Annotated in this window: 15 protein-coding genes; 8 read left to right on the top strand and 7 right to left on the bottom strand. The window is 27.7% G+C overall.

Annotated features, from left to right (window positions below):
* Positions 1-143 precede the first annotated feature (143 nt).
* The 7 genes from J3E06_RS06380 to J3E06_RS06350 all read left to right on the top strand — a co-directional run bounded on the left by J3E06_RS06380 (position 144) and on the right by J3E06_RS06350 (position 7,239).
* Positions 144-917, top strand: coding sequence for a hypothetical protein (locus J3E06_RS06380; RefSeq protein WP_013179795.1), 774 nt, complete (start codon positions 144-146; stop codon positions 915-917).
* 61 nt (positions 918-978) lie between these two features.
* Complete coding sequence (locus J3E06_RS06375) at positions 979-1,275, top strand: hypothetical protein (protein WP_013179794.1); 297 nt, start codon at positions 979-981, stop codon at positions 1,273-1,275.
* Entirely contained in the window at positions 1,268-1,609 is a 342-nt protein-coding gene (locus tag J3E06_RS06370) for a hypothetical protein (protein WP_013179793.1), read from the top strand. The genes J3E06_RS06375 and J3E06_RS06370 overlap by 8 nt, the downstream gene beginning before the upstream one ends.
* 51 nt (positions 1,610-1,660) lie before the next feature.
* Positions 1,661-2,365, top strand: coding sequence for a hypothetical protein (locus J3E06_RS06365; RefSeq protein ID WP_013179792.1), 705 nt, complete (start codon positions 1,661-1,663; stop codon positions 2,363-2,365).
* 110 nt (positions 2,366-2,475) lie between these two features.
* The gene (locus tag J3E06_RS06360; RefSeq protein ID WP_013179791.1) at positions 2,476-5,298 is read left to right on the top strand and encodes a phage distal tail protein; all 2,823 of its coding nucleotides are present in this window, start codon (positions 2,476-2,478) and stop codon (positions 5,296-5,298) included.
* A 60-nt stretch (positions 5,299-5,358) separates the two neighbouring features.
* Positions 5,359-6,216 (top strand): hypothetical protein, encoded by an 858-nt coding sequence (locus tag J3E06_RS06355; protein ID WP_013179790.1) that lies wholly within the window; start codon positions 5,359-5,361, stop codon positions 6,214-6,216.
* Between the two features lie 69 nt (positions 6,217-6,285).
* Complete coding sequence (locus tag J3E06_RS06350; protein ID WP_013179789.1) at positions 6,286-7,239, top strand: Gp37-like protein; 954 nt, start codon at positions 6,286-6,288, stop codon at positions 7,237-7,239.
* A 91-nt stretch (positions 7,240-7,330) separates the two neighbouring features.
* Here the strand turns inward: J3E06_RS06350 and J3E06_RS06345 are convergent, their stop codons facing one another.
* Entirely contained in the window at positions 7,331-9,727 is a 2,397-nt protein-coding gene (locus J3E06_RS06345; RefSeq protein ID WP_013179788.1) for a beta-propeller domain-containing protein, read from the bottom strand.
* A gap of 634 nt (positions 9,728-10,361) precedes the next feature.
* Between J3E06_RS06345 and argF the strand changes: the two genes are divergently transcribed.
* Positions 10,362-11,288 carry an ornithine carbamoyltransferase gene (argF, locus tag J3E06_RS06340; protein ID WP_013179787.1) on the top strand — a complete coding sequence of 309 codons (927 nt, stop codon included), beginning with the start codon at positions 10,362-10,364 and terminating at the stop codon, positions 11,286-11,288.
* A 183-nt stretch (positions 11,289-11,471) separates the two neighbouring features.
* Here argF and J3E06_RS06335 read toward each other — a convergent pair whose 3' ends face one another.
* The 6 genes from J3E06_RS06335 to rpl7ae form a co-directional block, all read right to left on the bottom strand.
* Positions 11,472-11,933, bottom strand: a complete 462-nt coding sequence (locus J3E06_RS06335) for a hypothetical protein (RefSeq protein ID WP_048187068.1) — start codon at positions 11,931-11,933, stop codon at positions 11,472-11,474.
* Between the two features lie 544 nt (positions 11,934-12,477).
* Positions 12,478-13,122: a class I SAM-dependent methyltransferase gene (locus J3E06_RS06330; protein WP_013179785.1), complete on the bottom strand. Its 645-nt coding sequence runs from the start codon at positions 13,120-13,122 to the stop codon at positions 12,478-12,480.
* Between the two features lie 123 nt (positions 13,123-13,245).
* A complete protein-coding gene (locus J3E06_RS06325) occupies positions 13,246-14,136 on the bottom strand; it encodes a DMT family transporter (protein ID WP_013179784.1) in 891 nt (296 codons plus the stop codon).
* Between the two features lie 376 nt (positions 14,137-14,512).
* A complete protein-coding gene (locus J3E06_RS06320) occupies positions 14,513-14,704 on the bottom strand; it encodes a 50S ribosomal protein L24e (protein WP_013179783.1) in 192 nt (63 codons plus the stop codon).
* Positions 14,705-14,835: 131 nt separating this feature from the next.
* On the bottom strand, positions 14,836-15,066 hold the full coding sequence (locus tag J3E06_RS06315) for a 30S ribosomal protein S28e (RefSeq protein WP_013179782.1): 231 nt from the start codon (positions 15,064-15,066) through the stop codon (positions 14,836-14,838).
* A 97-nt stretch (positions 15,067-15,163) separates the two neighbouring features.
* Entirely contained in the window at positions 15,164-15,517 is a 354-nt protein-coding gene (gene rpl7ae, locus J3E06_RS06310; protein WP_013179781.1) for a 50S ribosomal protein L7Ae, read from the bottom strand.
* Positions 15,518-15,823 lie beyond the last annotated feature (306 nt).

The raw sequence follows: 15,823 nt of genomic DNA, 5'->3' as shown, positions 1-15,823 counted from the left end.
AATTTAAAAATTAAATTATTAATTATTAATTATTAATTATTAATTAGTGAATTATTAATTATTGATAAATAATACTGCCAATGTAAAATAACAAAATTTTGATTAAATGTATTTTAATCGTTTAAAATAACCGGGGTGAGGATATGGCGAATGGTTTAACACCTGAACAGCAAAAAATAGTTAAACAAATGTTTAGCAATATTAAAGACTCGCAAGACGTCATTAAAAAAGTAATGCCTGAATCAATAATCGATTCAGCCAGTAGAAAATACATTACGGAGACTATTAACATAGATGATACTACAATATTGGATAAATCCGATATGGAAGTTGTAAACATACCCTATGGTCTTTCTGACGATGTAAAACGTATATTCGATTTAAATGCTAAAATAGTAAGACCTACAAGAATGATGACAAACGAAGGAATATCGAAATTTTCGATAATTTTGGCCAAAATAATAACTAAATCAATAAATTACCACGGTATTAATGAATTAGTCTCAAATGGAACTGAAAAAACTACTACAAATGCGTGGGACACCTGCACCATTAGTAATATTGTGGAAGACATCGAAGACAGCGCCTTTGAAATAATGGAGTACAGTTCTGCCCCCATTAATATGATTGTACCGACCAGTAGAAGAAAGTATCTCAATAAGTTAAATGAATACGGTTTAAAAGCCATCAGGGAATTAGATGGAACTATAGCCAATATATACACATCTAACTTTTTAAATAACGATACTGTGGTATTAGTACCTTATGATGCAAGTATTACAACATTTAACAAAGCTACGCCATTATCTGTCGATTTAGAAGTTTTTGAAAAGACGCAAACAAAACTAATAGCTACGCAAGCTATTTGTCCATCCGTAGATGATAAGAATGGAGTTATTGTTTTAAAAGGCATTTAATTAAAATGACATTTAATTGAAAATTGAAAATAATTTGCCATAAATTATATCTTGTGATATTATGACTGAAATACTGATAACTGACGTAATTTCCAAAATGAAAGTTTATTTAAATTTAGAACAATTTTCAAATGGTGAATTTGCCGAAGAATGTGCAAAAACCGCTATTAATGTATGTTCTGTTGAAAATCTAAACATTATAACGTTTTATGCTTGTTATTTATATATGCGACCATATGATGAAAGTTCTAATGCTTACTTAGAGATATACAAGAATTCCGTGGAAGAAATCAAAAATGGAACGATAGATATAGACAAAGGATTTAAAGAACTTACTGGAGATTGCTATAATGATTAAATACTCCAAATATTATCAATTATTACATAATATAACCATAGAATTTATTAATTCAAATATTACAGTTAAATCACAGTTCAATCCGAAAATTTCGGATTATTTATTTGAAATGGAAATATTTGCTAAACCAAATTTTGATAAAAAAATCTGGAATATTGAATTAATCTTAAAAACTAAACAATTTCACTGTATAAAATTAAACAGTTCTAAAATTGAAGATATAAATTCTAAAATAGACGTTTTAGAAAATATTTTGCAAAAATATGACTTAATATTAAATAGTGTAGAATATAATGATTCTGAACTAAATTTAATATTTAAAACTAACCATTAAACATTAAAATTAAACACCCGAATATAAATTAAGATACAAAAAGGTGAATGAATGGTAATTGCAATTCAAAAACCTGACCAAAAAACCATATCTGCGAGTGGAAAGCTTGCTATCCTGTTAGCCGATTCTAAAGAAGAAATACTTACTACAGACGGCTTAATTACTGAGTTCTCTTTAGAATCTCCTGAAGCTCTTTCAGGTTCTGAAATAATCGCCAAAAACGGATTAAAACTAACGATTGGAAACGATTACGAAATAAACGATACTTTCGGTATTTTTAATAAAATAACGTTTAATACGGCTCCTTCAAGTGAAGATGTGATAACTGTAGAATATAGCTATGCAATTAAAGGACTCGGCGGTGCAAGCGAATTAGAGGTTAAAGAAGAAATTGAAACCGAAGAGAAAAGTATTGACTTTAGTTATGCCAAAATACAGATTGAAAAAGGGAGTTCTTTAAGTGCAAGCTTCAAAGACCTTATTACACTTGGAGATATTGATACGATGGTCGAATTTGGGGGAAACCTCGAAATTACAACAAAATACCGTAAATATATAAATGGTAGCTCAAAAACTGCCACTATTGCAGTTCAGGTATATGAAGAACAAGCTGACGTTGCTTACGGCAATAACTCCCCAAAAAGATTAATTATATTAAAAAACGTTAAAAAGAAGAGTTCTGATTTAAAATTTTCAGCAGCTGAGCGTAATTTTGATTTAACCGTTCAAAAACTTGAGATAATTGACTATCTTTAAATTTAAATTAAAGATGATTTAAAATTAATTAATTAACTAAATAACCATTTAATTTAATTCAACACTTTATTTTTTCATTATTTATTTTAAACGTATAAAAATGTGATAAAATGACATTATATTATCATAAAGAGGCAAATAGCAACATTATAACTGTTAAAGTTCCTTCAATTCCTGCGAAGGGTAGTAAAACTTTATTAATAACTGAAAATAGTGAATACGGTAGTTTTAACAGTCCTAATGACGTTTATAATTATTTCTGGAAGTTTTCAGATATTAGTGCACTCGACGATTGGACGGTTGTAAGCGGTTCAAAAGATAATGCACAATTTAACGACGGAATTATGGAATTATCATCAGTTAATCAGTTTAAATACGCCTTAAACCTACCTGAATCCTATCGTTTAATATCTCGATTTAGACCGAATAATATATATTGCAGTGTTCAGCTAAAAAACGAAGCTGAAAACGACATGTTGCAAATGGGGGATGCTACATACAACTCTGGAAATTATCAAGAACAATACTACAAATTAGGTCAATATACGTACGTTCCATATAATTTACTAAATTCTAACTGGTATGTCCAAGAATTTCACCTTTCTGATTCAAAAGTATGTTTTTATGCAGATAAAAATCCCATATTTGAGCAAACTATATTATATAACGTTAGTTCATTAGATACTCTATATATTAACAGTACTGGAAGTAGCGGTTTAATTTACATTGATTATATTGCAATTGCAGAACATTTTGATAATATACAGTTGAGTTCCGTTAAAGTTGATAATACTTTGGAAATTACCATTTCTAACAACAATGACTTTGATTTGGTTAATTATCAGGTTGATATCGATGTATCAGAGTTGAATGTTAGTTCCAATAATTTAAAAATTGAAGTTTTTGAAGATATTGTGCCGATTATTATATTTAACAGTCAACAGCTTTATACAAGCCAGGATAATTTTGACGTTTATGCAGAAGTTTACTGCGATAATGAGATAAACAGTGTAAAAGTGCAAAATAATCAATATGAACCTCAAAATATGACCAAAATAGCAAGTTCACAAAATACATATGCGCTAAACGTATCACTTTTAGATTCAGTTAATAATTTAAAAGTTATTGCCACAAATGTTAATGGTGCGACGTCAAATTCTAATATAAAAATAGTAAATAAGTTAAATTCCGTTTATGAAGATAAACCTGTTGTAAATATTATTAAAAACCCTGCAATTCCTGAAATTACAAATGAAAATTACATTAATTTAAAGTGTGAAATTACAGATTATGACGAAATACTTTATGTTAGGGCATACAGTAATAAATTAAGCGGTTATATTGAATTAACAAAAGTTGAAGGAACTAATACGCAATACACTTGTGATATACCCTTATTTTATGGGGATAACCATATTAATATAATTGCTTCAGATATTGAAAGCTATTTGGGGACTTCCGAAACTATCGTTATTAGTAAAAATGATACCACCCCTCCAAAAATTGTTTTTGATACAATGGACGTCAAATGTATTGATGAATCATATAAAGCCCGTGCTAAAGTTTACGACGATGAAAGCGGGTTAAAAGATGTTAAAATAGTACATTATGGCGATGAAACTCAAATAAAATATATGGAATACCTTGGAAATGGAATATATGAAAAATTAATAAATTTAATAGACGGTGAAAATCAAATAAGAATTATTTCATCGGATAATAACAATAATGAATTAATTTCAGATGTTAAAACAATTATAAAAGAAAATAAAGAGATAATTAATGTAATTAAGCAAGAATTAACGCCCCAGTTGGATATAGTCTTTGAAAAACCGATTAATAAAGTAGTTAAATCAGATTACTTGATAGAATGCTTTATAAATACGAATTTGGATATTGATGGAATTTATGCAATATTAAATGGAAATTCTGTTCGATTAGACTGTATGGGCGATAAAAGATACGGAAAAAAGGTTAAATTAAAGGAAGGATTAAATAATTTATATTTACAAGCTAAAGGACAGGGTTTAACCAAAAATACCAAAAAATACGCAATATATTACTCGTTAAAAAACACTCTGAAATATATAAATAACGATAATGAGGTCATTATTTTTGAAAAAAATATAAATTTTGAAAAAATAGAAAATGTTGATACATTAATATTTCAAAATATAGAAGGTTTAAATTGTTCAAAAATGAATTATGAGACCAAAAATTCAAATAATGGGATAATTATTAACAATGGAACATTAAATCCGTATAATTTAAAAATAAATGGCTTAATAATTTCAAAAAATCCCGAAATACTAGAAAAAAAGATTAGCAATATATTTTCACCGACTAAATCAGGTGTTCTATATTTACAGTACGATGAAACTTATGAATGCCCTTGTAAAGTTTGCAATATTAATATAAACTCTAATCCAAGCTCTAAAACAGATACGGTTCGTGAGTTTTCTATTGAGTTAATGGCTGAAAAACCTTACTGGTTATCGAGTAAAAAAGTCGTAGACTTTTCAAAAGGCTCTTTAGGATTTACCTACCCATTATCATTACCGTTGAATTTTGGACAAGTAAATAACCGTAAAACAGTGTTAAACACAGGATATATGGAAACTCCAGTCTATTTGGAAATTAATGGACCCACGAATAGCGTTGATGACTGCATATTAATCAATAATACGTCTAATGAATTTATAAAATTGTGTAAAAAACTCGAATCTGATGAATCGGTGTATATTAACACTGAACCAGTAGATGTTATATATTGGAATAAAACTACAGGGGAACGTAAAAAAGCTTATGATTATGTTTCAATTGATAGTAAATTTTTTAATTTAAAAACTGGAGCTAATGATATCGAATTGATTACATCAAATCCTGAATTAAAGATTAATATAATATATCGACTTCGAAATTTGACAATATAACTTTAATAAAATTTTAAGTTAGATTAATTAACAATTAATATTAATAAATAAGGTGATACGATGGAATGGAGCGGATTTTTTAATGATAATAATGGTGATAGACAATACGATGCCGTAGACTGGGCAAAATTTATTACTAAATTAGTTAGTTCGGGTTTATTGTATTTGGGCGATAATTTAAAAGTAGAACACATTTCTAACTCAGATATAATGATAAAAAAAGGTTCTGCACTCATTGAAGGTTATGGTTATGAACTTACCGAAGATAAAATAATTACCTTAGATGTCGGCGGAAGCTCTACAAGGATTGATAAAATTGTTTTAAGACTTGACCGTAGCGAAGATGTTAGAAATATAAGTTTAAAAGTAATAAATGGTAATATGGTGAGAAATGAAACTATTTATGACCTATTAATCGCAGAAATAACCGTTAATGCTGGTCAAACGTTTGTAAATCCTGACAATATTGTCGACAAAAGAGATGATTATTCAGTTTGTGGCGTAGCTCACTCTACAAATCAAGAAGCACAAATCGACACTTGGTTTGATAATATTAAAGAAAAATATAGATTACCACTTGTTGGAGAAATTACCCTATATCAATCATCGGATACGGCACAAATGTACAATAATAATAGTTATACAATTCCAAACTGGCAATTATATGATAGTATCCGTTTTGAGGTTATTTGGCAAGGTAAAGAAGGGTATTATGGAAATTTACAGGTTATTTTAAATGGTGAAGAATACTATATATATACCGATGATGCAAATTGCGAATCACTCCATAAGAAATTTCCAGCTTGTGAAACTGTAAATTGGATTATGACCCCCCAATTCCCCGGTGATAGGTACAGACCTGGACAATTAGTGCAGATGCGAATAATTGGGGAGTATGGAACCAGTTTTTTAACTTAAAATTAATTTTAATTAGGTTTATGTAATTTTAATTAATTTTTGAGCATACGTAAACAATTGTGTGATAATATGTTAAAAATATTAAATAAAAATTTTGAATACATTAATGCAATAAAAATAAGCGAATTATTAAATTTAAGATGGGATAGGAAATTTTATTCTGTAGATGTATTTTCATTTAATTGTAAATATGATGAGCATATTGATGTTGGGCAATACGTGCTTTATAACGGTTATATTGGTATCATAGAATACATAAAAACAACGCTTGACGGATATATTCAGGTCAATGGTAAAAGTGCTTTGTCAATACTGAACAGGCGTATAACAATTAATGAAGATTATGTCGATAGCTTGGCACGACCCTTTAAATCGATTATACTTGAACTAATGTATACAAACTTGGTAAATCCTACGGACAATAACCGTAAAATAGACGTTATTAGCCTTTCGGATATTGTTGCAGATGGCGATACTTATGAATGTAGATGTAAAAGTAAACCCATTGGTGATGTATTAACAACCATATGTAAAGATAATAAAATTGGTCAACGAATGGTTTTTGATTATACTGCTAAAAAATTTATTTATGAGCTTTACAACGGCAAAAATAGAAGTATAAATCAAACTGAAAATGAATGGGTGATATTTTCCCCTGAAATTAAAAATGTGTATGGCCAAGAATATATTAAAGATATTAAATTAGTAAAAAACGTAGAATATGACGATAAATATAATTTATTCACTAAATCACCCTATTCCATTGAAATTGCTTCTGGAATGGATAGATTTGAATTTACCGATGACAATTTTGTTGATACCATAATTACGCTAAATACAACAGTTAGTGATAATTGCGGGTATAAAGATTTATGGGATTTGGGCGATATTATCACCTGTAAGAGTGATAAATTTAATTTTAGCGTAGATTTACCCATTATTGAAGTTTCAGAAATTATTAAAAACAATAATTTTAATTTAAGTGTTAAATTTGGGGATTTAGAGGGATTTAAATTAAATTAAATTAAATTAATATATAATATACATTAAAGTCATTGATTTAAAGATTTAAAAAATTAAAAAAAGTTAATTTTTATTTTTATTATTATTTTTATTATTTTACTTCAAATTCATAAACTATTTTTTGAGTGGTACTACCTTCTTCCCACGTTCTTAAATATTCGAACTCAATTGTAGCATTACCTGTTTTTAAGGCATTTAATTTCCATTTATGAGTACCGGAAGCTCCTATTAATTCCGTTTCTGGTGCAAAGTAGTTATCAGTAATTATTTTCACGACACCGTCGTTTTTAGTATAATTATATTCCCAAGAATAGCCTGTTGATAGGTTTTCTTCGAGTTCTATTTCATAAGTATCATTCACGCTTAAAGAAATTTTTTCGAATGTCGTTTCAACGGAAATCTCTTTTTCAGGCTTAACTACTGTTTCAGTGTCATTATCAATGATTATATCATCATTATCGTATATTTCTACAGTACTTGTAGTTTGGTCTTCACTATCTTCATCATAAATTTTTATTCTATCATCTGGAAGTCTAATTTTTTTAACAACGTCCCAGGTTTCTTGACTAATAATATGTATCTCATCATAAGAGAATGTAAACAAGTAATCATTAATGTATAATGACCTTGAAACACTGAATTCGTGTTTATCTTGTTTTTTCATTGTTATTTTGTAGTCATCAGATGATTCTGCAATTTTTAAAATGTATGCACTATCACCAGATGGGAGAACTACAACTCTGTTTTTATCGTCCCATAAGAATGCGTGAGGTTCATAAAGTGCTGTTGACCATTTTTGACCAGCTATAGAATAACTACTTAATTCAGTTGGGTTTTCTACATCACTTACATCGAATATTGATAATTTTACGTCATTATATTCATCTTTACCAATTCCAAGAACGATATCTTTTTCGAGTGGGTGTAAATATGTTGAATATCCTGGTATTTTTAAATCGCCCAATAAAGTTGGTTTTTGAGGATTACTTAAATCAATCACCATAAATGGGTCTATATCTTTGTAGGTTATTAAATATAATCTTTCACCGTCAAACCTTGCACCGTATATTCTTTCATCGATTCCAAGGTCGTTTAATTCACCGATTACTTTTATTTTATTATCATCATTATCGATATTTGTTATATCGAGAACATAAACTGAATTTGATGATTTGGTTTCAGAAGCCCAATAACCTGTTTTTGTGGTAGCAATTCTTAAATTACCGTCGTATTCATCCATTGAATACTTATTCAATAATTTACCGTTTACACTACCAGATGCTACGCTCAAATCATCGAGTTTAACTTTAATTATTCCAGTACTTTCAATTTCGTCCCATTGTTCTGACATATATTTATCAAAATTTTTGTTAAATTTATCTCTAAGGTCGTATGCTTCTTCGCTTGGAAGGCTATTGTAATACTCTTCAATTGTGCTTGTTATTTCAATATACTTAGCATAGTTCCCAAAATCCTCGTTGCGGTAAACCCTGCTAATTTTATCAGTAATTTCTACTGGGAAATATATATCTCCACTATCTAAAATATACTGAATCATTGCTTTGCTGTAATCTGGTGTAATATAGTATGTAAAGTAAAGATTATCTTCTGAGAAATAAGCTGTTGAATCGTATGTACCTGCAACACTGATTGATTTTTCAATATCTCCGGTGTTTGCATCCATTTTGGTGATAATATAGTTTGTTTCATCATTATAATCTACTATTGGAGGTAATACGGGATAATACATATTTGAATATTCTAACTTATAATTTCTGTAGACAATTGGGTAGTTGTATCTTTCTGAAAATATCATATACAATTTTCCATCAATTATTCTTGAATCAATGTATCTTGTGTCATTTAAATTCTTTGTCCAACTTAATGAAGGGTTTTTAATATCTTCCACGTTGTAGCAAGAAATTTTATCATATTCTATTATCAATAAATTATCGTCTTGAAGGTATAATTCACCACTTTTTCCAATTTCACCGATTAATTTTGCGGTTTCAGGAGGTAAGGCGTCAATCATATATGTTTTACCATAATAACTGTTTGGCGAATAATATATATTTTTACCATCTGTTTTAACGATATCTGCTTCATCTACGCCTTTTACCTGAACGTTTGTTTCAGAATATCGTGAAGAATCTGCCGATTCACCTGTACCGACTGCGGAATCCATTGAAGTTTTGGAAACAGCCGTATTTTCTACGGCATTATAACTAATTGCATCGTTAGTACGCAAACCCATTTCATAACTACTCATTTGAGAATTTTTTAATTCAGTCCTCTGCTCTAAAGCTTCTTTTGAGCCGATTGGAACCATTTCAAAGGTTAAACCATTACCATTATTATTAAAATTCCAATCTTGTAATGAAATAATATCAAGATTAGTATCTTTGTAGTTTTGGCTATTAAAACCTATAATTATGGCGCCTAATGCTACAATTATAAATGCAAGTATGGAAAACTTTTTTAAATCCATTTTAACACCCCTAAATAGTTATTTAAGATATATATTTAAATTTTGATTAAATTGATTAAATTGATTAAATTGATATTTAAACTAATGAGTTATAAATTTTAATGACATTTTTAATTAGAAATATAATAGCATATTAAATATTAGGCTATTAAAATATAAAAAATATTATAATTTGTAAATTACATATGAATCCACAGTTATAATGGATTTCATATGTGTAAATATCCTTTAAATTCGTACAAAAGTACTGACATTTAAATTTGGAGGTTTAGTTTTTATACAACCATTTTTTAGTGAGTCAGTGCTTTAACTCACAATATAGTATATAAATATACTTTATTAAATCAATAATTATTATGTAAGGTACTGACCGAACATTATTTAAGCGTACTTAAATTTAAAATAAATAGATATGAAAAAATGATATTATATGTATATTTATATCTCTAAATAATCAGATTTATATATTATGTGTAATAAATAGTATAACTTGTCAAAATTACCAAATTAATTGTTTTAAATCGAAAAAATGAATTAGAAATAAAAAAATAGATGAAAAATAGATGAATTTTGTTTTAAATTAAATTTTGAATAAATAAATTAAATTTATTTGAAAATAGGAAAGGTGAGTAATATGAGTTTGTTAACACTTTGGGATTTAGAACGCAAAGATATTTCCAAACTTATGGAATATGCAGAATATTTTAAACAAAATAGGTATGGGCACGATGTTTTAAAAAATAAAAACATTGCATTAATATTTGAAAGTCCATCTACAAGAACCAGAATCAGCTTTGACCTTGCAGTAAATGAATTAGGGGGGCACAGTCTAACATTGAACCATAACGAGATACACCTCGGTAAAAAGGAAAGTATTGAAGATACTGCCAGAGTAATGGAAAGATTTGTCGATGCAATAGTTGCAAGGGTTAAAAAACACGATACACTTGAAGAATTGGATAAAAACAGTAAAATTCCGATAGTAAATGCTTTAAGTGATTTAGCACACCCTTGTCAAATATTAGCAGATATACTAACCATTAAAGAAACAAAAGGATTTAAATCAATTGATGAATTCAAAGGATTAAAACTTTCATACTTTGGAGATGGAAACAATATCGCTAATTCGTTAATAATTGCAGGTGCAATTCTTGGAATGGACGTATTTATCGCAACTCCTCGAAGTTATGAACCTAATGGAATATTTGTAAAAAAAGCACTCGAAATAATCGAAAAATATGGTGAAGGTAGTCTTACATTGACTAACGATGCCAAATTAGCTGCAAAAGATGCTGATGTTTTATATACTGACGTTTGGATTAGTATGAGTGATGTAAACAAAGATTTAGAAACTATTAAAAAAATATTCCCGCCATACCAAATAAACAGCAGTTTAATGGAACTTGCAAAAGAAGACTCAATCGTATTACACTGTTTACCGGCTAATAAAGGTATGGAAATTACGTCTGAAGTATTTGAAAGTAAAAATTCATACGTCTTTGACGAAGCAGAAAATAGATTACACGCTCAAAAAGCAGTTTTAAAGTATTTATTTGAATAATTATTGTTTAAATAATTATTGTTTGAATACATTAGTTGATACATATTAAAAAGTATATTATAAGATACTTAAAATTATTATTAATTTAAAATATCTTACTATTTTCTTTATTTTTAGCCAATATTAAGTTATTACTAATTTATTAAGTTATTATACTACTATTTTATTATTATGGTTGTATTATTAAGAATTATCATATTTTTCATAACCTAAATCTGAAAAATCATTATCTTTTAAAATAACAACGCCCGATTTAGACGAATATCTACACATATTCTCATTATTTAAATAATAGTTAACATTTAATTCTTCATTTTCATCTAATAGATGTTTATTTTTTAAAGCACTGTTTAATTCTACACCTATGTTATTAGCAAGAATTTGTTGTTCTAAAGAAGATTTCTGAAGCCATTCACTTGACAAAAATACATTTAAAGTCTTTGGATTTTTATCAAATTTGATTTGTGAGATTGTATGATTATAATTACCAGTGATAAGTCCTAAATCATAGTCGATGGTATATTTGGGGGTATAGGTTGGTATTACATCGTATGCAGATTCTGAAAAAATCATAAACAATCCGATAATTAAAAAAACTAAAAAGTAAGATAAATATACCTTAAAACGTTTTTTGGAGACGTTCAAAGAAATCCCTCCGAATGATTATACTATATACTTGATACTTATATTTACCACATATGGGTGTATTGTTTATTGGATTAAAAATATTAACAATTACATAGTAATTCAACATAAATTATCTTGTATGTTATAACGGTTTTATTTATTAAATATTCGCCATTTAGTTAATTAACCATTTATATGATGCTGTTTACCACATAGTATGCCATACTACTGTTATACTGTTATTATTGAATTTATTAAATAAGTACTCATATAATATTCATAAAATATTTGTGATTATTATAGTATATAGTATTTTCGATATGTTTTATCGTCCTTATCATATAGCCAATATATTAGTACTTGTATGTAAAAAAGTAATATTAAATAATAAATAAAATATATTTTTTAATAAAAAATAATACTAATTTTATATATTTATAAAAAAAGTACGATAAATAAATTAATTTAAATTTACCCGATTAAACTAACTAATATGATAAACGTTAATAAAATAGTATTAACAAGGTTAATATTTACCATATTTGTCATTTGATAGGGTATTTTATTCATTTACTGAATTATCTACTGAATTATCTACTGAATTATCTAATGATTTATTTAAACTACATAAAACTCTATAACCAGATTTTATTTTAACAATTTCCACATTTCCGTATGTTTTTTCCATAAAGTCAGTTAAAGACTTTGCACCGTGTTTTGTTTTAATAACCACATATATTTTACCATTTGGCTTTAAGAAATTTAAACCTTCAGATATTATCTTATGAATAATAGCTTTACCTGCTTTTATTGGAGGGTTTGAGATTATTGTATCAAATTTAGCATCTTTTGGTACTTCTTCGTACAAATTTCCTTGAAATATTTTTATATTTTTATTTTTCACGTGGTTTAACTTTATATTTTGTTTTGCTAAACTTACAGACCTTTTATTTATATCAGTCATAATTACCGAATTAACGTCATCTGCTAAGGATATGCCTATAGCACCATAACCACAACCCATATCCAATATATCATCTTCTTTTTTAAATTCAGAGTAATGTACAAGAATTTGAGAACCTTTATCCACATAATTTGGGGAAAAAATCCCTGCATCTGTGTTAAATAACAGTACTTTGTTATTTATGGTGCCCCTTATAGTTGTTTCATTGTGTTTTGAATTTGGATTTTCTGAAAAATAGTGCATAGTTTTACCTTTTGAAATTTTAAGTTAATTTAATAATATATTAACTTAATTTAATTTAATTTAAGTAATTTAGAATTATTTAAAATTAATAAGTAATTATAGTATAAAAATATTTTATAGAAATTATTTAATTTTACTCTTTCGTTTTTCAGAATAGGTTAACAAACCTACAGACATTAAAACCAAAAAGGTACCTGAAATCATTGAAATATTTAAAGATTCACCCAATAGTAAAACTCCAATAACTACACTCACAATTGGCTCCATAGTACTTAATATAGCTGCGTTAGAAGCTCCTATTTGTCCTACACCCCTTAAGAACAATATTAAAGAGATTGCAGTTGAAAATATTGCTATAAATGCCATAGCACCCCAAGCCATAGGTGTTAAATTTAGTGCAATTCCATTTGTAAGGAATCCATATATCAAAAGAATTGCAGATGCTGAAACCGTTAAGTAATAAGATGATACAATAGCATCTGAACACGTTAATTTACCTTGCCCTGCTGCTACAATGTACACCGCATACAATACTCCAGATATTAAACCTAAAAATATCCCGTAAGGGTTTAAAATTCCACCCTCGCCATTTGCTAATAATACTACACCGATTATAGAAAGTAAAAGGCAAAATATCTTTTCAGCGATTACTTTTTCTTTAAATAACGCCACCATAATTATTACAACAGAAGCGGGGTAAACAAAGTGTAAAACTGTTGCGGCACCTGTTGGTATGTAATAATATGCCATAACTAATGATAAAGCCGCAGCTACATAAAATAACGCTCCATAAAGTGCTATATCAAATATTTTGGTTGTAGTTATTTTTTTATCCACTTTTTTTATATTTAAGTATGCGCCCAAAAAAATGGCTGCAATTAAAAATCTGAACAATATAACCGTTGTAGCATTAGAACCGCCATCAAAAGCGATTAGTGCGAAATAAGGCACCATACCATAAGAGCCTGAAGCCAATAAAACATAAAGAATTCCTTTTAAATTAGATGAAGACATTAAATTACCTTTTTTATTTTATGAATTGATTAAATAACGTTTATAGGGTTAAAGATTATAAATTATATATAAATTGTAAAAATAACTGAAAAATTCTTAATTTTAACGAGTGTTAAAGATTTTTAACTTAACAGAGGTTAATTATCAAGATTAATCAATAAAAAATAATATTCATTCGATATAATCATACGAACCATCCATTTAGATATATGATATCATATCTGTAAAATATTAACAATATTAAATATTACTAATATTACTAATATTATTAGTATTAATAAAAGGAAAATAATAATTTAAATTTAAATTAATTTAGTTATTTAATATAGTTATTTAACTTAATATTAACTTAATTATTTAACTTAAATTATTAAATTTATTGTTGTCCTTTTGTTATTCTTCTGAAGATGTTTGTCCATCTTAATCTTCTTCCTACTCTACCGAGTTTGAAGTTTTTTTCACATTTTGATGAGCAAAAGTGCATAATTGAACCATCTTTTTTAACGTATTTTTTTCCGCATCCTGGTTCAATTTCACCTTCACAAAAGCTACATGTTTTCCATTCCATTTTCATCACCAAGTCGGAATTGTCAGTAATTGAACATAAACAATTGGTAAACATATTAAAAATATTTAATGTTTATAGTTTAACTACTGTATGATATCCGATTATAAGAATATGTTAGGATTGTTATCCACTTATCTTCTTCTTTTTCCTAAAGGTTTTGCTTCTCTCTCGGTTTCTCTTAACATAATAATATCGCCGAGTTTAACTGGACCTTTAACGTTTCTTGTTAAAATTCTACCATTGTCTTTTCCACCTAAGATTTTACATCTTACTTGGAAAATTTCGCCAGTAACTCCTGTTTTACCATTTACTTGAATGATTTCAGCAGCTACTGCCTCTTTGTATACCATTTCATCAGCCATTGCTAATCACCTAATTTGTGCTTATGCTTCGTGTTTCTAATTAATATAGATAAATTCATAAAGCAAATCTAAATTAAATTAAATTAAATTAATTAAATTATGCTTTTAAAGCGTTAACTTTTTCAACTAACTCGTTTAATCCTTCAGCATCTTCGGTTTCGATAATAGCAATTGCTGATGTAGGAACTTCTAAGTTTGCAGCTTTTCCTAAATCTTCTTTTGTAGCGCAATATGTGTATGCGATACCTTTTTCTTCACAGATAGCAGGGATGTGTGCTACGATTTCTTCAGGTTGAACATCTTTAGCAACTACTACTAATTTTGCTCTACTTCTTTCTACTGCTTTGGTTACTTCGTTAGCTCCTTTTTTAATCATAGTAGCTTTGGAAACTACTTCAGCAGTTTTCTCTTCTAATTCTTGTGGTACTTCAAATTTTACATAAACAGCCATATTATGACCTCCTTCACTATTTAAAAAAATTTTTTTTATCCGGATGGCACCCACTCGTATCATCATGGTATTATTAAAAGAGTGGTACACTACTATACTATACAATAGTATATAATATTTACGGTCAAAAAGTTAAAAAATAGTAATAATTAGAAATAATTAAAAATAAATAATGGTATTAATTGGTATTTATCAATACTCTACATATATTTAAGAAAATAAATTATATAAATCAAAAAAATGTTTTTAATCGATTTTAATAGTATATTCTTCTTATTATTTTATTATTATTTTATTATTTTATTA

It is taken from the genome of Methanococcus voltae, assembly GCF_024807655.1.
Classification (GTDB): Archaea; AGJL01; Methanococci; order Methanococcales; family Methanococcaceae; genus Methanococcus; species Methanococcus voltae_D.
This window is presented reverse-complemented; position numbering and strand designations above follow the sequence as displayed.